Annotated in this window: 21 protein-coding genes; 17 read left to right on the forward strand and 4 right to left on the reverse strand. The window is 65.7% G+C overall.

The genetic code is table 11. The annotated features are described in order from the left end of the window. The 4 genes from sat to AB1824_07035 form a co-directional block, all read right to left on the reverse strand. Positions 1-1,097 (reverse strand): sulfate adenylyltransferase (sat, locus tag AB1824_07020; GenBank protein ID MEW5764713.1); only part of this gene is annotated, 1,097 nt, incomplete at its 3' end. A gap of 221 nt (positions 1,098-1,318) precedes the next feature. Then, on the reverse strand, positions 1,319-2,755 hold the full coding sequence (locus AB1824_07025) for a cobyrinate a,c-diamide synthase (GenBank protein MEW5764714.1): 1,437 nt from the start codon (positions 2,753-2,755) through the stop codon (positions 1,319-1,321). Between the two features lie 52 nt (positions 2,756-2,807). Next, positions 2,808-3,056: a hypothetical protein gene (locus AB1824_07030; protein MEW5764715.1), complete on the reverse strand. Its 249-nt coding sequence runs from the start codon at positions 3,054-3,056 to the stop codon at positions 2,808-2,810. Positions 3,057-3,119: 63 nt separating this feature from the next. Continuing rightward, positions 3,120-4,463: a sigma 54-interacting transcriptional regulator gene (locus AB1824_07035; protein ID MEW5764716.1), complete on the reverse strand. Its 1,344-nt coding sequence runs from the start codon at positions 4,461-4,463 to the stop codon at positions 3,120-3,122. Between the two features lie 294 nt (positions 4,464-4,757). Between AB1824_07035 and AB1824_07040 the strand changes: the two genes are divergently transcribed. From AB1824_07040 to AB1824_07120, 17 genes are all read left to right on the forward strand, one after another. Next, positions 4,758-5,228 carry an excisionase family DNA-binding protein gene (locus AB1824_07040; GenBank protein ID MEW5764717.1) on the forward strand — a complete coding sequence of 157 codons (471 nt, stop codon included), beginning with the start codon at positions 4,758-4,760 and terminating at the stop codon, positions 5,226-5,228. An 83-nt stretch (positions 5,229-5,311) separates the two neighbouring features. After that, entirely contained in the window at positions 5,312-6,682 is a 1,371-nt protein-coding gene (locus AB1824_07045) for a (Fe-S)-binding protein (GenBank protein ID MEW5764718.1), read from the forward strand. Between the two features lie 17 nt (positions 6,683-6,699). Beyond that, positions 6,700-7,404, forward strand: a complete 705-nt coding sequence (locus tag AB1824_07050) for a hypothetical protein (GenBank protein ID MEW5764719.1) — start codon at positions 6,700-6,702, stop codon at positions 7,402-7,404. Continuing rightward, positions 7,401-8,210, forward strand: coding sequence for a 4Fe-4S dicluster domain-containing protein (locus AB1824_07055; GenBank protein ID MEW5764720.1), 810 nt, complete (start codon positions 7,401-7,403; stop codon positions 8,208-8,210). Before AB1824_07050 ends, AB1824_07055 begins: the two co-directional genes overlap by 4 nt. After that, positions 8,200-10,032, forward strand: a complete 1,833-nt coding sequence (gene nrfD, locus AB1824_07060; protein MEW5764721.1) for an NrfD/PsrC family molybdoenzyme membrane anchor subunit — start codon at positions 8,200-8,202, stop codon at positions 10,030-10,032. Before AB1824_07055 ends, nrfD begins: the two co-directional genes overlap by 11 nt. Continuing rightward, positions 10,029-10,442: a response regulator gene (locus tag AB1824_07065; GenBank protein ID MEW5764722.1), complete on the forward strand. Its 414-nt coding sequence runs from the start codon at positions 10,029-10,031 to the stop codon at positions 10,440-10,442. Before nrfD ends, AB1824_07065 begins: the two co-directional genes overlap by 4 nt. A gap of 4 nt (positions 10,443-10,446) precedes the next feature. Continuing rightward, positions 10,447-11,955, forward strand: a complete 1,509-nt coding sequence (locus tag AB1824_07070) for an ATP-binding protein (protein ID MEW5764723.1) — start codon at positions 10,447-10,449, stop codon at positions 11,953-11,955. Continuing rightward, positions 11,936-12,475 (forward strand): response regulator, encoded by a 540-nt coding sequence (locus AB1824_07075; GenBank protein MEW5764724.1) that lies wholly within the window; start codon positions 11,936-11,938, stop codon positions 12,473-12,475. Before AB1824_07070 ends, AB1824_07075 begins: the two co-directional genes overlap by 20 nt. Positions 12,476-12,924: 449 nt before the next feature. Continuing rightward, positions 12,925-13,485: a tRNA (N6-threonylcarbamoyladenosine(37)-N6)-methyltransferase TrmO gene (gene tsaA, locus AB1824_07080; protein MEW5764725.1), complete on the forward strand. Its 561-nt coding sequence runs from the start codon at positions 12,925-12,927 to the stop codon at positions 13,483-13,485. 128 nt (positions 13,486-13,613) lie between these two features. Further along, positions 13,614-13,967, forward strand: coding sequence for a CGGC domain-containing protein (locus AB1824_07085; protein ID MEW5764726.1), 354 nt, complete (start codon positions 13,614-13,616; stop codon positions 13,965-13,967). Positions 13,968-13,980: 13 nt separating this feature from the next. Beyond that, positions 13,981-14,736, forward strand: coding sequence for a class I SAM-dependent methyltransferase (locus tag AB1824_07090; protein ID MEW5764727.1), 756 nt, complete (start codon positions 13,981-13,983; stop codon positions 14,734-14,736). Positions 14,737-14,971: 235 nt separating this feature from the next. After that, positions 14,972-16,960 carry a cytochrome b/b6 domain-containing protein gene (locus AB1824_07095; protein ID MEW5764728.1) on the forward strand — a complete coding sequence of 663 codons (1,989 nt, stop codon included), beginning with the start codon at positions 14,972-14,974 and terminating at the stop codon, positions 16,958-16,960. A 141-nt stretch (positions 16,961-17,101) separates the two neighbouring features. Further along, a complete protein-coding gene (locus AB1824_07100; GenBank protein MEW5764729.1) occupies positions 17,102-17,593 on the forward strand; it encodes an Rrf2 family transcriptional regulator in 492 nt (163 codons plus the stop codon). 232 nt (positions 17,594-17,825) lie between these two features. Next, positions 17,826-18,287 (forward strand): Rrf2 family transcriptional regulator, encoded by a 462-nt coding sequence (locus AB1824_07105; GenBank protein MEW5764730.1) that lies wholly within the window; start codon positions 17,826-17,828, stop codon positions 18,285-18,287. After that, entirely contained in the window at positions 18,287-18,814 is a 528-nt protein-coding gene (locus tag AB1824_07110) for a macro domain-containing protein (protein MEW5764731.1), read from the forward strand. The genes AB1824_07105 and AB1824_07110 overlap by 1 nt, the downstream gene beginning before the upstream one ends. A 12-nt stretch (positions 18,815-18,826) precedes the next feature. Then, positions 18,827-19,525 carry a hypothetical protein gene (locus tag AB1824_07115; protein ID MEW5764732.1) on the forward strand — a complete coding sequence of 233 codons (699 nt, stop codon included), beginning with the start codon at positions 18,827-18,829 and terminating at the stop codon, positions 19,523-19,525. A gap of 39 nt (positions 19,526-19,564) precedes the next feature. Continuing rightward, a complete protein-coding gene (locus AB1824_07120) occupies positions 19,565-21,295 on the forward strand; it encodes a response regulator (GenBank protein MEW5764733.1) in 1,731 nt (576 codons plus the stop codon).

Raw genomic sequence — 21,295 nt, forward strand, 5'->3', positions numbered from 1 at the left:
AGGCGGGCGCCGCCCTTGTAGTTGCCCTCGTCGTCGATGACGGCCTTGCTCTCGTGCGGGCAGGTCTTCATGGAGGCCATGGTGCCGCACTCGTAGCAGTAGAAGGTCCAGTCCATGCAGAGGGGCTTGAGCTGGAGAGCGTCCTGGGGGATTTCGAGGAAGATCTTCTGGGCGTCGAAGGGGCCGTAGTAGTCGCCCACTCCGGCGTGGTCGCGCCCCACGATGAGGTGCGAGCAGCCGTAGTTCTGGCGGAACACGGCGTGGAGCAGGGCCTCGCGGGGGCCGGCGTAGCGCATGTCGAGGGGATATCCGGCCATGGCCACGCGCTCCTTGCGGAAGTACTTGTTCACCAGCGCGTCGATGGCCTTCACGCGGACGTCGGCCGGAATGTCGCCCGGCTTCAGCTTGCCCACGAGCTGGTGAATGTACACGCCGTCGCAGACCTCGATGGCCACCCAGGCGAGGTAGGCGTGGGACCCGTGCATGGGGTTGCGGAGCTGCAGGGCCGCGACGGTGCTCCAGCCGCGCTCCTCGAACATCTTCCTGGCCTCGGCGGGACGCTGGTAGAGGCCCTTGAACTGCTCGGGGAAGTACGATTCGGAGAGGACCTTCACGGGGCCGGCCAGGTTCACGTCGGCCTGCTCCATGACCATCTTCACGCCGGGGTGGGCCATGTCGGTGGTGCGGAAGACCTTCTCGCACTCGTAGGCCTTGTCGATGGTGTACTTCTCGGTGACCTTCATGGTGGCCATGAGGGTGTTGGTCTCCGAGTCCCACAGGGCCACTTCTTCGCCCAGAGAGATGGAATCGGCCAGGTCCTTCTTGGCGGAGAGGGTGATGGGAATGGGCCAGAAAAGGCCGTTCTTGGAGGGCATCGTGTAGGCATCGCAGACGCCCTTCCAGTCGTCGTGGCCCATGAAGCCGTCCAGGGGGGTGAAGCCGCCGATGCCGAGCATGATGAGGTCGCCGGTCTCGCGGCTGGTGATGGGGACCTTCTTCAGGCCCTGGGCCTTCTTGATCTCTTCGTCCTTGGCCTTCCCTTCGAGCAGAAGGCACTTGAGTTCCTTGCTACCATGCGGGGGTACCAGCTTGCTCATCGACAGCCTCCTCTCAATGCACGCACCTTGAAATCCCTGACGGAAACCGCTTTGGCGGGAAGATCCCCCCTCCCGCAGACGGGGCCCCGGAAAGACCGTTCCGAGCTGAACGGAGGTCCCCTCTCCAGGCATCATAGGAGGTCGGTCCCCTTCCAGGTATGGAGAATCGAGAGATTCGGCCGCCCTGGGCCAAATCCCGCAGGCACGGAAGGGGCCTTCAATTAAACGGAGGGCGTGCGTGTCTTTCGTATGTGGGCGAAATCGCCAGCCGCGCGCAGTAACGAAATGGTCCACTCCGGGCATCCCAGGGCGTGCAGGTGCGTGTACGCGGCCCACACCGGTCCTTCCACGAGGCCGTCCCGCCCGTTGAAGGCGCCCGTGCCCCGGCGAACGGCGGCGGCCGTTCCGGCGGCGGCGGGAAGGACGATTCGGCTGTAATGGAACTCGTGGCCCCTCAGCCGCATGCCCACCTCGAAGAAGGGATTGGGACGGTCCACCTCGAGCTCCGCGTATCCGTGGCCCTGCGGGTCCGGGAGAACCTCCACGTCCACCGCGAGGACTCCGGCCATGGGGTACGACCTGCCCTCCCAGCGAATGGACCGGGACAGGAGCATCAGGCCGCCGCACTCGGCGTAGACCGGAAGTCCCGCTCCCACCGCCGCCCGCAAGCCCTCCATCCACCCGCGGGCGGCGGTGAGCTCGGGCCCGTGGGTTTCGGGAAAGCCGCCGCCGATATAGAGGGCGTCGAGGTCCTGGGGAAATCGCCCGTCCGAGAGGGGCGAGAGGAAGATCAGCCGGGCGCCCCCCCGTTCCAGGCCCTCGAGATTCTCCGGATAGTAGAAGGTGAAGGCCGAATCCCTCACGACGCCGATGCGGAGGCCGGCTTCGGGCTGGGCGTCGGAAAGCGTGCCGGTCGGTTCTGGCGCGGGGGCCGCCTGGGTCCGCCGGGCGGCAAGGAGCAGGGCTTCCCAATCCAGGTGGCCGTCGAGGAGGCGCCGGACGTTGCCCTCCAGCTCCCGGATGTGTGGGTGTTCGCTGGGGGTCACGAGCCCGAGGTGCCGTCCCGGGAGGAGATCACCGGAGGAGGCCCTGGGAAGGACGCCAAGGACCGGAAGCCCGGTCGTCTCCTCCACCGCTTGCCGGGTCACCCGGGCGTGGCGGGAGCCCGACACCTGGTTGAGCACGACCCCCGCAAAGGACACCCCGGGGTCCATTTTTTGGCACCCGAGGACCATCGCGGCCGCCGTGCGCGTGACCTTGGTGCCGTTCAGGACGAGTAACACGGGCGCCCCGAGGGCCTTGGCCAGCTCCGCCGTGCTGTGGGTTCCGCGGGCGTCCGACCCGTCATAGAGCCCGCGGTTTCCCTCGATCACGCTGAGGTCCGGGGAGGCGTGCCGGAAAAAGGAGGCCCGGGCGCCATCAAAACCCATCAAGTAGGTGTCCAGATTCCGGGCGGCCGTCCCGCAGGCCCAGGTGAGCCATGCGGCGTCGATGTAATCGGGCCCCTTCTTGAAGGCCGCCGGCTTCAGCCCCTTCTCGCGGGCGAGAAGAAGCAGGCCCAGGGAAACCAGCGTCTTGCCCGAATCCCCCCCCAGTCCGGCGATCGCCAGTCGGGGGAGGCATCGAGGCCCGGACCCCCTGGTTGCCCGTGGGGCCAATCCGCGGTCGGTGGGCCGAGGGCCGCGGCGAACCGGCGGCCGCCCCGCCCCGTCAGTCGTTGGCGGCGCCTTCACGGTGGGGAAGGGTGATGTAGCTGCCCCCGAAGTAGCTGTAGACGCATCGTCCCGAGTCCATGAGGAGGCGGATGGCGGCCTTGCAGTCGTCCTTGCTGACCTCGCCCTCGCCGAATTGGGCGATCATGGCCTTGGTCAGGTCGCCGGCCTTCAGGTTCTTCTTTCCCATGGTCTCTTCGACCAGTTTGAACATGGCTTCCGCGAGCTGTTCGGTCGGAATCGGCATCAGTGCCCTCCTGGTGTCAGGGTAGGAGCGGGGGACGTCCGGGGTCAAGCCCGGGGGGTGAGGTCATCGCTCCCCGGTCTCGTCCGGCATCGCTTTCAGCTTTCGAATGAGGGTGGTCCGGTGGATGCCCAGGTCCCGGGCGGCCCGCGTCCGGTTGCCCCTGTTTCTCGCCAGGGCGGCGCGGATGGCCTCGGCCTCCAGGATATCGAGGCTCCCCCTGGAGCCGGTAAGGGCCGAGGAGGGATACCCCGCCAGATTGTCGCGGAAGGGGAGGTGCTCGATGCCGATTTCCCTTTCCCGGCAAAGGATGAAGGCGCGCTCGATGATGTTCTCGAGTTCTCGGATGTTGCCCGGGAAATCATGTCGGAGCAGCGCCGCCATGGCTTCGGAGGAGGCGCTCTCGATGGGTTTTCCGGTGGCTTCCCTGTAGCGCTGGATGAAATGGCGCGTGAGGAGGGGGATGTCCTCGGGCCGTTCCTTGAGCGGGGGAAGCTGGATCTGCAGGACGTTGAGCCGGAAGTAGAGGTCCTCCCGGAAGGTCCCCTGGCGGACCATGGAAGCCAAATCCCGATGGGTGGCCGTGATCACGCGGACATCGGCCCGTATCGGCACGCTCGAGCCCAGGGGCTCGTAAGTCTTTTCCTGGAGGAACCTCAGGAGCTTCACTTGAAGGGTCATGGGCAGGTCCCCCACCTCGTCGAGGAAGAGCGTGCCCATCTGGGCCTGGGCTACCCGGCCGAGTCGATCGTGGCGGGCGTCGGTGAAGGCCCCCTTGCGGTAGCCGAAGAGTTCGGACTCGAGGAGGGTCTCCGGCAGGGCGGCGCAGTTCAGGGCCACGAAGGGCCTTCGCTTGCGCGGCCCGTGGTTGTGGATGGCCTTGGCGAGGAGCTCCTTTCCCGTTCCGCTCGCGCCCGTGATGAGGATCGTGCTCGAGCTTTCGGCCACCAGCGGCAGGATGGCGAAGATCCGGTGCATCTGCGGGTTTCGGCTGACGATGTCTTCGAACTGGTACTGGCCGTCGATCTTGCGGCGAAGGTCCACGATGTGGCTGAGGTCCTTGAAGACCTCCACGCCCCCGAGGAGCTTGCCGGAGGCCGTGGCCAGGGGGGCGGTGCTGATGGAGATGGGAATGGTCCGGCCGTCCTTGACGTGGATCCGGACCTCCCGGTTCTGCAAGCGCTCCCGGCTGGCGATGCTCCGCCTCAGCGGGCAGACCGTATGGCAGAGGTCGGTCTTGAAAACCGCCGAGCACTGACGCCCCAGGACTTCTTCCTCCGCATAGCCCGTGATGGACTGCGCGGCGCGATTGAAAGAGGTGATGCGCCCTCCCTGGTCCACCGTGAAAATCCCCTGGTCCACCACGTCCAGGAGGAGGGGAAAGTAACGGGCGTCCAGCTTGCTGTTCATGTGCGCCTCCCGGGAGGGGGGCGCCCCGGCGGCGGCCCCCGCAAGCCCCGACCCTACGACGTGTTGCAGGATAATGCAATAGTGACGCGCGACGGTGTTGCAAGCCGCGTCATTTCTCGCCCGTGACGCGCGCCTCTCCGGCAGGGCGGGGAGCGCTCTTCGGTCGGGTTCCCCTTTTTTCTTCAGCCGCTTGCGGAGAAGCGCCCGGAGGCGCGGCGGGATGGTACGAAGACTGCGTACCCACGGACGGGGGAAAGGGCGAAACCCGCCGATTTCCCCCAAGGAGCGAAAGGCATGGCGGGCCGGCGAATCGGGGTTGGGGAGAGGGTCTTCACGACAGGTCAGGCGGCCCGCCTCTGCTTCGTGACGCCCGAGACGATCCTGAACTGGATCCGCGGCGGTCGCCTCAGGGCGTACCGCACGGCGGGCGGGCAGTTTCGGATCCTCCGGCCGGACCTTCTCCGGTTCATGGTGGAAGAGGGGATGGCCGCCGAGCTCGTGGACGGGGAGGCCGGGCGGAGGCCCACCTGTTGGGAATTCCACGAGGAGGAGGACGCCCGATACGGAAGCGTCCTCGGCGAACGCTGCCGGGAGTGCCTCGTCAGGCGCTCCGAGACGTTGAACTGCTGGCAGCTGCACGGATTGGTCCCCTTGACCGTCCGCCGCGTGGATCACTGCAAGGACTGCGCCTATTTCCAGAAGTACGGGGAACGGGGCCCGGGGGGGGCCTCGGACCCGACTTCCGGATGGAGCGCCGAGGATTGATGAAAGGGGAGTGCCGAATGGCCCAGGAGTCCGCATCGAGAGTGGAAAACGGGCAACCCGCGCCGGGAGGAGGGGCGGCGGTGATGCCGAGGCCGAAACTCCTGCCCCACGAAATCTTGGGGCTCAGCTACTACCTTGAGCGGGTGTACCCGGGTGACAAGGTCCGGCGCTTTCTGGAGATCTTCGCCGCGGTTCTCCAACACAGCAACTACGGACCTCTCGTGGACACGTACTCCCGGGTGGGGGCCAAGTGCGGGAACTGCGCGTGCGCCTGCCAGATCTACCTGGCCACGAAGGACCCGAGAGACGTCCCGTGCTACCGCTCCAACCTCCTTCTCGAAATTTACCGGAGGCATTTCACCCTGCGAGGGGTTCTCGGGAGCAAGCTCAGGGGGACCGGCTACCTCACGGAAGAGAAGATCGTCGAACTCGCCGAATCGGCCTACCACTGCACGGGATGCCGCCGGTGCTCCTTCGAGTGTCCCATGGGCATCGATCACGGCCTGCTGACCCACCTGAGCCGCTACATCCTGAGCGAGATGGACATTGCCCCGAAGGCGCTGGTGGTGGCCACGCGCGAACAGCTCGAGGGCAAGACGGGAAACACCTCCGCCATCCCGGTGCCCGCCCTCCTGGACACCCTCGAATTCCTCGAGGACGACATCCGTGACGAGAAGGGCGTGGACGTGAAGTTCCCCGTGGACCAGCCGGGGCGCGATTTCGTGTTTTTCCCCGCCGTGAGTGATTACCTCCTCGAGGCCGAGACGCTGAAGGGAATCGCGCTCACCTTCCACGCCGCGGGGGAGACGGACCGGTGGACCATCGGGACCGGGTACTACGACGGGATCAACTACGGGCTCTTCTACAGCGACTGGTGCGCCGAGCGCATCATCGAGAAGGAGATCGCCGAAACCAAGCGGCTCGGCGGCCGGACGATCCTCATCGGGGAGTGCGGCCACGCCTCGCGCAGCGCCAAGGTCTTCGTGCCCTCCTTCGGCGGGGGAAGGGAGGCCCTGCCCGTCCAGAACATCATGGAGATCACCTTCGACATGCTCCGCAGGGGCCGGCTGAAGCTGAACCCCGAAGCCGTTCCCGAGCGCGTCACCTACCACGATCCCTGCAACATCGCGCGAACCGGGTGGATCGTGGACCAGCCCAGGGAGATCCTGAAGTCCTTCTGCAAGAACTACGTGGACATGGAGCCCAAGGGAGAGAAGAACTACTGCTGCGGCGGCGGCGGGGGGACGGTCTCCGTGGACGAGATCCGGGCCTACCGTACGGGGGTGACCGGCAAGCTCAAGGCGGACCAGATCCGCGCCACCGGGGCCAAGTACGTCGTGGCGCCCTGCGCCAACTGCAAGAAGCAGCTGAGAGAAGTCTGCGAGGACCACGGGCTGAAGGACGTGGAGGTGGTGGGTCTCCACGACCTCCTGTACAAGGCCATCGTGCTCTGAGGGGGGAGGAAACGGACATGGAATCCTGGATCGAGTTTCTCAGAGGGCCCGGGCTCGTCTTCGCCTTCGCGCTCCTCTTCCTGGGATCCGCGCGGCAGGTGGCCTTGACGGTCGTCGAGCTGGTTCGGGCCCACCGCAGGGCCGGGGACCCGTCGATCCCTTGGCGGTGGATGTTCAAGAAGAGCCTCGGCTGGATCTTCCCGGTGAACGCGCTGAGGGGCCGGCGAATCCCCTACACCGTCGCTTCCGCGGTCTTTCACGCCGGAATGCTCCTCGTGCCGGTCTTTCTCGCGGGCCACGTGGCCCTCGTGGAAAAGGGGACCGGCCTCGCGTGGCCCACTCTCCCCGCCTCGGCGGCCGATGGGCTCACGCTGGCGGCCTTGGCGGCGTTGGCCGTGATCGCGGGCTTCCGCCTCCTGGAGCGCTCCTCCCGCGAGCTCTCCGGGTTCCAGGATTGGTTTCTCCTGGTCCTGTGCATGGCCACCTTCTTGACCGGCTACTGGGTGGCCCATCCGGAGGGAAGCCTCCTGCCTTTCTCCCTCGCCTACCTGATCCATCTGGCCGGGGCGTTGCTCGTCATCGCCCTGCTTCCCTTCACGAAGCTGGCCCACGCGCTCCTTTTTCCCTTCACGCGGATCACGTGGGAGCTCGGCTGGCATTTCGTTCCCCGGGCCGGTGAACGCGTCCGCCTGGCTCTCGGAAAGGAGGGAGAGGGCGTATGACCCAGAATCCCTGCATCCTGACGGACGTCACCCTCTGCATCGGCTGCGAGGAATGCGTCGCCGCCTGCCAGAAGATCAACGGCCTGGAGGGGACCGAGGTCCCGCCCCGTCCCGGCGCCAGCCCCGACGGGCTCTCGGCGTCCCGCTGGACCACCGTGGTGCGGCGACCCGGAAATCGGTACGTCCGCAAGCAATGCCAGCATTGCGACGATCCGGCTTGCGTCTCCGTGTGTCCCGTGGGCGCCCTCGTCAAGACCCCCGAGGGGCCCGTGATCTACGACAAGTCGGTCTGCATGGGCTGCCGCTACTGCATGCTCGGCTGTCCCTTCGGCGTGCCTCACTACGAGTGGAGCTCCGCGGCCCCGTCGGTGCGCAAGTGCATCCTGTGCTACGACAACCTGAAAGCCGGCAAGGTCCAGGCGCCCGCCTGCGTGACGGCCTGTCCCAAGAAGGCCACGATCTTCGGCACACGGGAGGAGATGCTGGCGGAGGCTCGGCGCCGGCTGGCGGCCGAACCCGCCAAGTACGTTCAGAAGATCTGGGGGGAACGCGAGGCGGGAGGCACCTCCGTGCTCCTCATCGGCGACATCTCCCTTGACTTCCTGGCCTGGAACGAGAACCGGCTGACGGGGGACAGACCTCTTCCCGAAAAGACCTGGGCGGCTCTTTGGCCGGTCCCCCTGGAATTCCTGGGCATGGGCGCCCTCATGGGAGGCATCTACTGGGTGATCGACCGCCGGCGTCGCCTCGCGGCCGAAAGACAACAGGAACCGGTGAACGGGGAGGGGGGCGGCCATGGAAAATAGGCGGGCTTTCATCGTCAAGGCCATTTTGTGGTTGATCGCGGGGCTGGGCGCCGCCGTCGCGGCGCTCCGGTTCACGCTGGGGCTGGGCACGGCCACGGCGTTGTCGGACACGACACCGTGGGGCCTGTGGATCGGGTTTGACGTCATGGGGGGGGTGGCCTTGGCGGCGGGAGGATTCGTCATGGCCGCCCTCGTGCATATTTTTCAGAGAGAGAAGTACCACGCGGCGGCCCGCCCGGCCATCCTGACCGCCTTCCTGGGCTACGGCGCGGTGGCCGTGGGTCTCCTGTTCGACTTGGGTCTTCCCTGGCACATCTGGCACCCCATTCTGTTCTGGAACATTCGCTCCCCCCTCTTCGAGGTGGCCTGGTGCGTCATGCTCTACCTCACGGTCCTTTCCCTTGAGGTGGCACCGGTCATCCTGGAGAAGACGCCTTTCCAGAAGGCATACCGGATCCTGACGCGTTTCGGGCTCCCGGTGATGATCCTGGGCATCATGCTTTCCACCCTACACCAGTCCAGCCTCGGGTCCATGCTGCTCATCATGCCCTTTCGCGTGCACCCCCTGTGGTACACGCCCATCCTTCCCGAGGTCTTCTTCGTCTCCGCCATTTGCCTCGGGCTCACGATGGTGATGTTCGAGTCGTCCACCACCTCCTGGATCTATCGTCGCGAACCCGAAGGGCCCATGCTCGAAGGATTGGCTCGAATCGCCTCCTTCGCGCTGGGTTTCTACCTGTTGTTGAGGCTGGGCGACCTTGCCTGGCACGGCAAGCTGGGCCTCGCCTTCGACGGCACGTGGATGGCCAATCTCTTTCTCGTGGAGATGGCCTTCTCCACCGTCCTTCCCATGGTGCTCTTCGCCATCCCCAGGATCCGCCGCTCACCCAACGCGGTTTGGTTCCTGGCTTTTCTGTCGGTCTTCGGCTTTGTCCTGAACCGCATCAATGCCTCCGGGCTCAGCCAGGTTTGGGCTACCGGGATCTTCTATTTCCCCGCCTGGATGGAAATCGCCATCAGTCTCGCCATCGTGGCCGCCTGCGCCCTGGTCTTTCTGTTCATCCAGGAGCACTTCCCCGTGGATCCGCACCACCTTGCCGAGGAGGAAAAGCGCCGGGAGGAGGAGGCCCGGTCCACGCCGGTCTTTCCTTCCCTGACCCAGGTATGGCTCGGTCACGGGTGGCGCAAGTCGGCTCGGGTCTATTCCATGTGCTTCGTCGTGGCCGCGGCCCTGGGCCTGACGCTCGCGCCCAAGAGCGAGCCCATTGCGGACACGGCCATTTCGCGTTCCCGCGGCGGCGACGTCCTCCGCGTGGGGGGCGGGCCTCGCTACGTCTTCTTCGACCACAAGAAACACGCGGACGCGGCCGGAGGCCCTCCCGGCTGCGGCACCTGCCACCACCTTCACAAGCCTGGGGACGTGGGAACGCCGTGCAGCGAATGCCACAGGACGCGGTACGCGGCCAGCGCCGTCTTCGACCACGACCTGCACGTCTCCCGCCTCAAGGGAAACGACTCCTGCAAGGAATGTCACGGGAGCGCGCCCAGGAGCCTGAAGGCCATCAAGTTTTGCGGAGAGTGCCACAAGAAAGACATGATGGCCCCGAACGGGCGAGTGAAACCATTCGAGACGGCCCGGGCCGTCGGCTTCAAGGACGCGATGCACCGGTTGTGCGTCCCGTGCCACAAGGAGAAGGCCTCCGACGCGGCCGTGAACCGGCCCGATCTCGGCCGGTGCGGGACGTGCCACGATGAAGGCACGAGTTCCGAGGCGGCCTATCGCAAGGCGACGGGCGCTTCGGGTGGGGAGGGGAAAACGTGACGCGATCGGGCGGGCCGGCCTCGGTCCTCGTCGTGGACGACGAGGAAGACATCGTGGAATACCTCTGCGCGGTCCTGGAGGACCACGGATACCGGGCCCTGCCGGCCACGGGCGCCCGGGAGGCCCTGTCCCTGGCCGGCCGGGAGCGCCCAGACCTGGTGGTCCTGGACATCATGATGCCTGGCCAGACGGGTCTCTCCCTCTACCGTCAGTTACGCGCCCTGCCCGGAATGCGGGACACGCCCGTCCTCATTCTGAGCGGGGTGGCCAGGGCCGAGGATTCGGAGCCGTCGGGCGCGCCATCCTGGCTGGACACCACCTTGGAAGGCCCGTACGTCTACCTGGAGAAGCCCATTCAGCCAAACCGCCTGCTCGCGCGTCTGGCGGAGCTCCTCCCCAGCGGAGGGTAGGGCCGTGGACGGGATCCGAGAACTCCTCCGGGAACACCTCTTCGAGCGAGCGCCCATCGCCATCGCGGTGATGGACCCGGACCACCGGATCGTCCTGGCGAACGAGGCCTTCGAATCCCTGTTCGGGGATCCGAAGGGGCGTCTGTGCCACGAGGTCATGAAGGGCCGCGGGGAGTCCTGCGAGCGGTGCACCCTGGACTGGACCTTCGCCGACGGCAAGGTAAGGGTATGCGACGACCGGCTCCTGATTCAGGGAGGCATCTCGTCCCACTTCGTGATCCGGGTGGCTCCGCTTTCCACAGAGGGCGAAGGAAAGGACTACTGCCTTTGGGTCGCGTCCAACGTGAACGAGGCCAACAGCCTGAGGCGGGAGAACGAGCTGCTTTTCGAAAAGACCCCCTGCTACGTGACGGTGCTGGACCGCGACCTCCGGATTGTGAGGGCCAACCGGCGCATGCGTGAGGCCTTCGGGAAGGCCTGGGGACACCCCTGCTACACCGTGTACAAGCGCCGCCACAAGCCTTGCCGGGAATGTCCCGCCCTCAAGGTCTTCGAGGACGGTCAAGACCACACGTCGACGCAGGTGGGGATCAAGTCCAACGGGGAGGAGGCCCACTATGTGGTGACGGCCTCGGCGCTCTCCCGAGAGGGCGGCGGGCCGGAGGGCAGGGTGAACTTCGTCATCGAAATGGCCACCGACATCACCCACCTCCGTCTGCTCGAGCACGAGAAGCTGGAGGCGGAGCGCCTCGCCGCGGTGGGCCAGACCGTCGCCGGGCTGGCCCACGGCATCAAGAACATCCTCATGGGGATGGAGGGCGGGATCTACGTGATGCAGTCGGGGCTCGAAAAAGGGGAGGGGAAGAAGGTCGACCGGGGAATGCAAATGCTCGGCCGGAACGTGGAGCGCATCTCCAATCTCGCCAAGAATCTCCTCAGCTTCTCCAAGGGATCGGTGCCGAAAGTCGCCCTCGAGGATCCGAACCGGGTGGCGAGGGAGGTGGTGGACCTCTACTCGGACATGGCCGCGGCGGCGGGAGTGCGCCTTGAGGCGGAACTGAAGGAGGGGCTTGCGCCGGCGGCCCTGGACCGGGAGGGAATGCACACGTGTCTGGCCAATCTCGTGTCCAACGCCATCGATGCGTGCCGGGCCGGCGAAACCGCGGGCTGCCGGGTGCTGGTGCGCAGCGGCGAGGACCGGGAGGTCCTTCATTACGAGGTCTCCGACAACGGATGCGGCATGGACTACAATGTGAAGAGCCGCATCTTCACGACGTTTTTTACGACCAAGGGAACCGGAGGAACCGGATTGGGGCTGCTCACGACGCGCAAGATCGTCCAGGAGCACGGAGGGCGCATCGAAGTCGAGACGGCCCAGGGTAAGGGGACTACTTTCCGGATCCTCCTTCCCCGCAAGCGGCTGCCCGCCCTCACGACGGCGGGCGAGGACGACGAGCCAGACGGCGGCGAAGAGCCGGTCAAGGAGGGGGGACATGCCCATGACGTCGGATAAGCGCGTGCTGGTGGTGGACGACGAAGAGGACGTAGTGTACTTCTTGTGCACCGCGCTGGAGGACGCCGGTTTTCAGACCGATTCGGCCTCCAGCGTGGACGAGGCCCTGCGGAAGATCGCCGAGGCCCCGCCGGACGCCATTTCGCTCGACATGGTCATGCCCGGAAAATCGGGCATCGTGCTCTTCCACGAGCTCCACCGCCATCCGGAGTGGAGGAAGATCCCGGTTCTCTTCGTCACCGGCCACGCCAAGGACGAGCGCGTCAAGAAGGACCTCGACGCCGCCTCGGCCCTCGCCGCGAGCACCCTGAGCGGTCCGGCCACGTATCTGGACAAGCCCGTCACCGCCGAGAAGTTCATCCAGGCCGTGGCCGGGATCCTGAAGGTGGACCTTCCCACGCGGGCGCCGGCGGGGAGGACGGACGCGGAAGACCTGCGCCGCCAGGTCAAGGGCCTGCTCGAAGGCGCCGACGAGGAGGCGCTCCGGGAGGCGCTCCGCCTGCTCAAGTCCAGGGAGTAGCGCGTGGGGATGCCGTCCCGATTGGTGTAGCGTAGGGCGACAGGCAGGATTCCCTCAAGCGAAGCAAGGTGCGTCGTCTTTCACGGGCCGGTTTCCGCCCGGTCCTTCCGCAAGTCCTTGTCTCTCAGGTGATTGGTCCGGAGCGGACCCCGGTGGCATTCTGCTTGCATAAATCGGATCTGGAAGGAGCCGCTTCCATGAAAGCCGTCGGGTTGAACCCTCCGAACGCCCCCCCCTCCGAAGTCCCCGCGTTTCCCCCTGCCCCCTCGGCGTTCGGCGCGAGGAGACCCGACCGGCCGGAACGCGGCGGCTCCTTCCTCCGTCTCCGCCCTGCGGATGCCCGGCGACGGGCCGTGGACCCGAGGCTGAATCCGGCGCTTCTTGGGTGAGGACCGCCGGGCGGCTCTCCCGTTGAGGGAAGACGGATTGGCAAGGGAAGGGAATGGCTGATGCGAGGCCGGCCGGGAGAGAGGGAAGGAAGGTCCGAGGGCCTGCGGGGTTCCTCCGGCGTGCCCGGAGCGAATCGGACCCGTCCAGTTCGGTCCAGTTGCGGGCCGTTTTGGCGGGTGTTCCCCATTGGCATCATTCGTACGCCCTTCCCCCGAATCGAGTCGGTGCCGGAATCGGGGAGTGAGCCGCGGACCGCCGAGGGACAGGTGGAAGTCTTCCCCGAATTCGAGGAGGGCCTGGAAGGCATCGAGCGACACACCCGCCTCTGGCTCCTATTCCTCCTGCACTGCAGGGAGGGCTTCGACCTCACCGTCCGCCGGCGCGGCTCGGGCCCGCTCACGGGCCTCTTTTCCACGCGGTGCCCGTGCCGCCCCAACCCCATCGGGATCACCCTCGTGCGACTCCTGGGCCGAAGCGGCCGGACCCTTCGGGTCGTTGGGGTCGATATGGTGAGCGGAAGCCCTTTGCTGGACATCAAACCTTTCGTCGTGTCCTCCGATGATCCATCGGGTGGTCGCACGGGAGTCGAGGCCGAGGCGAAGTGGGAGGGAAAACGGTAGCGGGACCGGAAGGGGATGCCGTCCGCGGCGCCCGGGAGCGGCCGGCCCCACCTCCAGGCTCCACGTGGAAAGGCGCGACCGGGTGGAGGAACCCTCCTCGGGTTCCGCACGATCAGCAGGAGGGTGCGATGGCGAAGGTGGCGATTCTCTACTGCAAGCGGGTCAAGGACCATTCGTGCGTGGCCTGCGCCAAGTGTTTCAAGGCCATTTCCGAACGCGCGGGGGAGTTCGCCCGCTTCGATTCCGTGGACCTTTGCGCCATGACGGACTGCGGGGACTGCCCGGGGCTGGTCGTGCCCAGGGTGAAACTCCTGAAGGAAACCGGCAAAGGGTTGGAGCGCGGGTTCGACGTTCTCTACCTCGGCACCTGCATGAGATTGGCCATGGAAACCGCCGGTTGCCCCATCGATTTCGATGCGCTGAAGCCCACGCTGGAGTCCAAATTTGGGATCCAGGTCATCCTCGGCACCCACGCCTACTGACGGGGAAGCGGCAATGGACAGAAGGGGGAGCGGTGAGATCAATCCCTTGACGGCCTCGGGGCAGGCTCCGCAGGGCGGAGACCGGGCTCGGTCGGAAGCCGTACCCCCGTCGGTCCTTTCCCTGGAGAAGCGCCGCGCCGCATTCCTCTCCCGCACGGAGCAGTACCTCCGTCTCGGCCACGACCGCCTGGCGGCGGCGGCTTTCGTGGCCTCGGCCGGGGGGGGATGGGCGGGAAAGGCCCTGGATGTGGGAACCGGGAAGGGCCTTCTGGCCGTGGCCCTGGCCCGGCTCGGGATGGAGGTCTGGAGCGTGGACATGGACCGGGGAGAGACCGAACTGGCCAGCTATCTCGCGGGGCGCGAAGCATTCTCCGGGGTAATCCGCTTTGCGGTCCTCGATGCAGGGAGCCTGCCCTTCGCGGACGGTTCCTTCGAACGGGTGGCCTCCATGGATTGTCTCCACCACCTCCTGCGGCCGGAGGAGGCTCTTCAGGAAATGGCCCGGGTCCTCTCCGACGGGGGCACCCTGGTATTGGCGGACTTCTCGCCGGAGGGGTTTGATTTGGTGTCCCGGGTGCACCGGGCGGAAGGTCGCGAACACCCCGTGGCCGGCATCTCCGTTCGACGAGCAACGGCCTTCCTGGAGAAGGCCGGCCTGCGTGCCGTCGGCGCCGCCCAGGCTCATCTCCACGAGGTCTCCTGGATGGCCAAGCCTCCCGGGAATCGGGTGGTGCCTCCGGCCCACGGCGGGGGGGCGGGTGTCCGATGAGGCCTCGGTCGAACTCGATAGTCCGGCGTTGTGGGGCATATCCCTCACCGCCGGAGAGACGGGCACGAAATGCCGGTTTTTTCCGGGTCCGCACGCTAATCAAAGAAAGGCCTGGGACCGGGGCGGCCGGGTCTCGCCATCCGAAGGGGGACGCCGGCCACCCATTCGAGAGTCCCCGCGCGGCATCGAAGCCGCCGGCGGCCTGTCAGGGCCCCTTCGAGGAGGAGTGCCAAAGATGAACGGAAAACCCACCGGGAAACGACGACCGCTTCTCTGGATCCTCTTGGGGACTCTGCTCGTCTGCGGGGCCTCCTCCCTCGTGCGGGCCGAGGAAGCGGAGAAGATCGACTCCAAGTCGTGCATCAATTGCCACGAGGAAAGCGCTCACAAGAGCAAGATCGCCGACGACCTCCGGTTATCCATCCACAAGGACCTGGGGTGCCAGGACTGCCACGCGGACAAGACCGTGTTCCCCCACGCGGCGCCGGAGAAGAAGTTCTCGGCCGGCTGCGAGGGGTGCCGCTCCTGCCACACGGAGGAGGCGGACCAGTACAAGAGGCACGGGCGGCTCAACGTGGGCGAATGCGGCGATATCCCCACCTGCGCCGCGTGCCACGGCACCCACGAGATCCTCCCCGCTTCGGCGAAGGCCTCGACCACGCACCCGGCGAACCTCCCTGCAACGTGCGGGAAGTGCCACGAGAACATCGACCTCGTGAAGAAGTACGACATCCGGATCCAGCACCCCGTGGACATCTACACGAGTTCGGTCCACGGACAGGCGGCCAAGGGCGGCGTGTACGTGGCGGCGACGTGCATCGACTGCCATTCGACGGAGGCCTCGGCCCACCAGATCCTCTCCCCGGGCGATCACGACTCCTCCATCAACCACTTCAACATTCCCAAGACGTGCGGCAAATGCCACAAGGGAGTGGAGGGGGACTACTGGGAGGGCATCCACGGAAAGCTCGCCTCGCGCGGCGAGACGGACGCGCCGGTCTGCACCACCTGTCACGGTGAGCACGGCATCATTCCGCCCTCGGATCCCCGGTCGCCGGTTTCCCGGTCCAGGGTGGCCGAGGCCACGTGCTCGCCCTGTCACGAGTCGGAGGTGCTCAACGCGAAGTACGGCCTGCCCCCGGGTCGCCTGATCACCTTCATCGACTCCTACCACGGCCTCAAGAGCAAGGCCGGGGACGTCCACGTGGCCAATTGCGCCTCCTGCCACGGAGTCCACCGGATCCTGCCCAGTTCGGACGTCACCTCCACGGTCAACCCCAAGAACCTGAGGGCCACCTGCGGCGAGTGCCACCCGGGCATCTCGGAGGCCCTCGCGGCCACTCCGATCCATGGCGTGAGAGGGGGCCTGCAGACCCGGGCGGCGGACATCGTCGAGAAGCTCTACATCGTCGTGATCGTGGTGATCATCGGCCTGATGGTCATCCACTGGCTCCTGGACCTGTGGCGCCACATCCAGGGCCTCTTGCGGCGCAAGCCTCAGGTCATCCGCATGCGGCCCGACGAGGTGGCCCAGCACGCCCTGCTCATGGTGAGCTTCATCACGCTCGTGATCTCGGGCTTCGCCCTCCGCTTCAGCGAGAGCTGGGTCTCCACGCTGTTCTTCGGCTGGGAAGGTGGGTTCGCGCTGAGGGGAACGGTCCACCGCGTCGCCGCCGTGGTGTTCGGCGGGGCCATCCTCTGGCACGCGGTTTTCCTCTTCACCCCGCGGGGGCGCAAGTTCGTCCGGGACATGTGGCCCAAACCCCAGGACTTCCGCTTCTTTCTGGATCGCATCCTCTACAACCTGGGGAAAAAGGAGAACGCGGCCTGCATCCAGCGCTTCTCCTACGTGGAAAAGGCCGAGTATTGGGCCCTGGTCTGGGGCACCGTCGTGATGGTGGCCACGGGCCTTCTGCTCTGGTTCGACAACTGGTTTATCCACTTCCTTCCCAAGGGGGCCCTGGACGTGGCCCTTGTCGTCCACTATTACGAGGCATGGCTCGCCACGCTGGCCATCGCCGTCTGGCACCTCTATTCCACGGTGTTCAGCCCCCACGTCTACCCCATGAATCCCAGCTGGATCACCGGGTACATGCCTGAGGAGATGTATCACCACGAGCACCCCGGCTATCTGGAGGAGGCGAAGAAAGAGACGGCTGAATACCTGAGAAGGGAGATCGACCGCCTTTCCCCGCACGGAGGGGACAAGAACGGGGCCGAGTGACGAAACGGGTTCGGGTGTAAAATAGATAGTGGCTTAGTAGGAGAGGCGGCGGCCCGTAGAGGCGCCGCCGGCCCGCAGCGGAGGGAGGAATCCTGCCGGCCCTGCGTTCGGACTTCGGATCGGCCCCGGGGAGGAGAGCCCATGTCCTTTAAACTGTCCACGCGAGCCCGCTACGCCCTTCGCATGATGCTGGACATTGCGCGGAACGGGGGCGAGAGCGAGCCGGTCAGTCTGTCCGGGGTTTCCGAGCGGACCCGAGTCTCCCGCGGATACCTGGAGCAGCTGGCCATCGTGCTGAGGAACCACAATCTCCTGAGGGGAGTCCTCGGAAAGCAGGGAGGATACCGGCTCGCGCGTCCGGCGCAGGAGATCACCCTCCGGGAAGTCGTGGAAGCGTCCATCGGTCCCATCGCCATTCTGGATTGCGTCTTGGAGCCGGACCACTGCGCCCAGTCCGAAGCCTGCGAATGCCGATTCCTCTATCTCCTCATCAACCACCGTGTCGTGCAAGTATTTGAAGACTACTCCCTGGCCGACCTCATCCGGCCGGGGTGGGCCGCCACGGTGAAGCGGGCCCTCGAAGAGGGAGACACCCTGGTGCTGCCCAAGGTCGCGGAGGGTAAGACCGGGTAGAGCCGCGCCCTGCATCTGTGTCGAATTGTAACGTTTTGCCTCCCCATCGGGACCTTCGCTCTGCTAACTGCAACACGCTCTATGTGAACGACTTACGTCCGCTTCTCGTGGAATGCGGACTCTGCAGATGAGGCGGGAAGCCGGCGCCTCAAGTGGGCGACTCAACCCGCCCGTTTTAATCTCCTAGTAATATTACTGGACTAGTATGAGTACCGGCCTCAGGATTTCCCCCATGAGGATATCCACGCGGGCACGCTACGCGCTACGCATGATGCTCGACATCGCCCGGAACAGCGAGGACGGCCATCCCGTGAGCCTTGCGGACGTGGCGGAGCGGACGGACCTCTCCCGGGGCTATCTGGAACAACTCACGGCGCCGCTGAGAAACCAGCGCCTGCTCAAGGGCTTCCCTGGAAAGCAGGGCGGATATCGGCTCACTCGGCCGGCCGATGCCATCACCCTGCGCCAGATCATCGAAGCCGCCATCGGACCCGTCGCCATACTCGATTGCCTGGAAGATCCCACGACCTGCCTTCGGGCGGGGGATTGCGAATGCCGCATCGTATACGGGCTGATCAACGAGGAGATCCGAAGCGTATTGGAGGCGTTCACGCTGGAGGACCTGAAGGATCCACGGCTCAAGGGGGAACTCCACGGGAAGCTGGAGGCGCGGAGAAGGGAGGCGAGGCACTGATGACCGAGAAGGTGATACGGGGAAAGACCCTCAGGCTGGTGCAGGGGGACATCACAGATCTGGACGTGGAGTCCTTCGTCTTCTACGCCAGGCCCGACCTCAAGCTGGGAACCGGCTTCGGAGGGGCCATCGCCCAGCGTGGAGGTCCCTCCATCCAGGCCGAGTTGAACGGTCTGGGCCCGCTGGAACCGGGCGAGGCCGTTGTGACCCAGGCCGGGAACCTCAAGGCGAAGCGCATCATCCACGCCGTGGGCCCGCGCCATCACGAGCCCGACGAGGAGGCGAAGCTCCGGAAGGCGGTTCGGAGCGCCCTCGCCGCCGCGGAGGCGGCCGGGCTGAAACAGGTCGCCTTCCCAGCCATGGGTGCGGGATTCTACGGGGTTTCTCTGGACCTCTCCAGCAAAGTCGTCGTGGAGGAGATCGCGGCCCACCTCGGGAACGAGTCCCGCCTGTCGGAGGTCGTGGTCTGCGTTCTGGACCAGCGCGAACTCAAGCCCTTCGGCGCGCGCGTCGGCGCCCTCGGTTAGAAAGGAACGGACATGACCGAAAGCACGCTCCTTCACTTCGCCGAGCACCGCCTCCAGGAGATCGCCCTGGTCTTCATGGCGGCCGTGTACATCCTCCGCCTGAGGTGGATGTTCTCCTTCAAGTTCGGGAAGGAAAGGCAGGCCTTTACGGGAAAGGGGAGCCCGGAGAATCGGAAGAAAGCCATCGCCTACTCCCTGTTCAACGTGGCCATGCCCTGGGCCATGGAAAGCACGCGCCGGAACCCCGTCTTCTGGATCCAGTTCGTGATCTTCCACCTCGGGGTCGTCGCGGCCATCACCCTTTCCTTCATCATTCCTTACGCGCCGGGCCTTCTCGAACTCCCCGGAGTGGTGATTTCGTTCCGCGTCTTCATCGCGGCGGCCTTCCTGGTGGGCTGCATCCGGATCGTAAGGCGGTTGGTGCGGCCGCACATCCGCGCCATCAGCACCCCCGACGACATCTTCTCCCTCGTCCTGCTGACGGTGTGGTTCCTCTTTGGGGTTCTCGCCGCGCCGAACACGCCCGAGAAGGCCGAGTGGCCCCTCCTGACCTTCTTCCTTCTGACGGCCTTCTTTCTGGTCTATGTCCCCTTCAGCAAGATCTCCCACTATCTCTACTATCCCTTCGGGCGGTACTTCCTGGGCAGGACCATGGGCCACCGGGGAGTCTTTCCCCTTCAGCGGGGCGCCGGATCGGCGGCCGCCCGGTAGGGCGGGCGCGCGGCCGTTCACGTCCAAGAGGTGACGCCGATGAGCATGGACAGATCGTACAAGGCGCAGAAGTTCCTGGAGAGGCTTCCGCAGAAGCTGTCCAGGCCCGTGGTCTCTTCCCTGGTGGGATGCGTCCACTGTGGAATGTGCACCGAATCCTGCCATTACGTGCTGACGAATCCGGACGACGTGACCTACGCTCCGGCCTACAAGGCCGACCGCATCCGCAAGATCTTCAAACGCCACGTGGATTGGACCGGGCGGGTCATCCCGTGGTGGGTGGGTGCCAAGAGCGTCTTCACCGACGAGGAGCTCGAGGAGCTGAAAGACATCGCCTTCGGAAAATGCACCAACTGCCGCCGCTGCACGCTCAACTGCCCCATGGGTGTGGACTTCGCGGTGCTGAACCGAATGACCAGGGGACTCCTCGTCCACGTGGGGGTCATGCCCGAGGGCGTGGCCGTCGTGAGCAAGGATCAGTGGGAGATCGGCAACCAGATGGGCGTCCTCAAGGAGGACTACCTGGAGACCATCCAGTGGATGTCCGACGAATTGGTGGAGGAGGTGGGCGACCCCGCGGCCGCCATCCCCATCGACAAGGTCGGGGCGGACGTCGTCTACTCCATCAATCCCCGTGAAGTGAAGTACGATCCCCGGACCATCAAGGACGCGGCGAAGATCTTTTATTACGCCGGAGAGAACTGGACCATGCCCAGCGAAGGCTGGGACATGACCAATTTCGGCCTCTTTTCGGGGGACGACGAACTCGGGGGGGCCGTGGCCCGTCGGCTCTTCGAAAAGGTGAAGGAGCTGAAAGGGAAAAAGCTCGTCATCTCCGAGTGCGGCCACGGATACCGGTCCACCCGCTGCGAAGCGCAAAACTGGGCCGGCATGGACCTCGATTTCGAGATGGAGAGTTCGGTGGTCACCATGCTCCGGTACATCCAGGAGGGGCGCATCAAGGTGGACCGGAGCAAGAACGCCCTCTCCGCCACCTACCACGACTCCTGCAACAACGCCCGCTCCTGCGGCATGTTCGAGGAGCCCCGCGAACTGCTCAAGCACGTTCTCGGTGACTTCCGGGAGATGTACCCGAACCGTGCGGAGAACTACTGCTGCACCGGCGGGGGGGGCGCCATGTCCATGTCCGAATACGCGCCCCGGCGCCTGAAGTCGGCCAAGGTGAAGGCAGACCAGCTCTCGGCCACGGGGGCCCAGGCCGTCGTGACCTCCTGCCACAACTGCGTGGACGGCCTCACGGATCTCATCAAGCACTACAAGCTCGATATGAAGGTCACCCAGCTCGTGAACCTCGTGGCGGACGCCCTCGTTCCGCAGGAGAGGAAGGCGCGCGTGGAAGTCAAGGCGCATGCCCCGGCTTTCGCCGGGAAGACCGTGCTGGTTGTGGACGACGAGCCCGACATGGTGGCCTTCATCGGCGCCGTCCTGGAAGACAACGGGGCCACGGTCCTGAAAGCCTCGAACGGCGAGGAGGCCTTGGAGCTGGCCCGCACCCGCCGGCCCGACCTCATGACCCTGGACCTTTCCATGCCCGGGAAGAGCGGGGTGGACGTCTTCATCTCTCTCCGAGAGGATCCGGATCTCCGGGCCCTTCCCATCTGTGTGATCACGGGCAAGCCCGAAATGCGGAGGCTCATCTACGAGCGTCCCGTTCCTCCGCCGGAAGGCTTCATGAACAAGCCCGTGGACGAGGAATCCCTCGTTCTCAACCTGAGGAAGATTTTCGAACTGAAGGGAAAGCTCCACTGA

The sequence above is a fragment of the Acidobacteriota bacterium genome (assembly GCA_040752915.1).
GTDB lineage: Bacteria > Acidobacteriota > UBA4820 > UBA4820 > DSQY01 > JBFLVU01.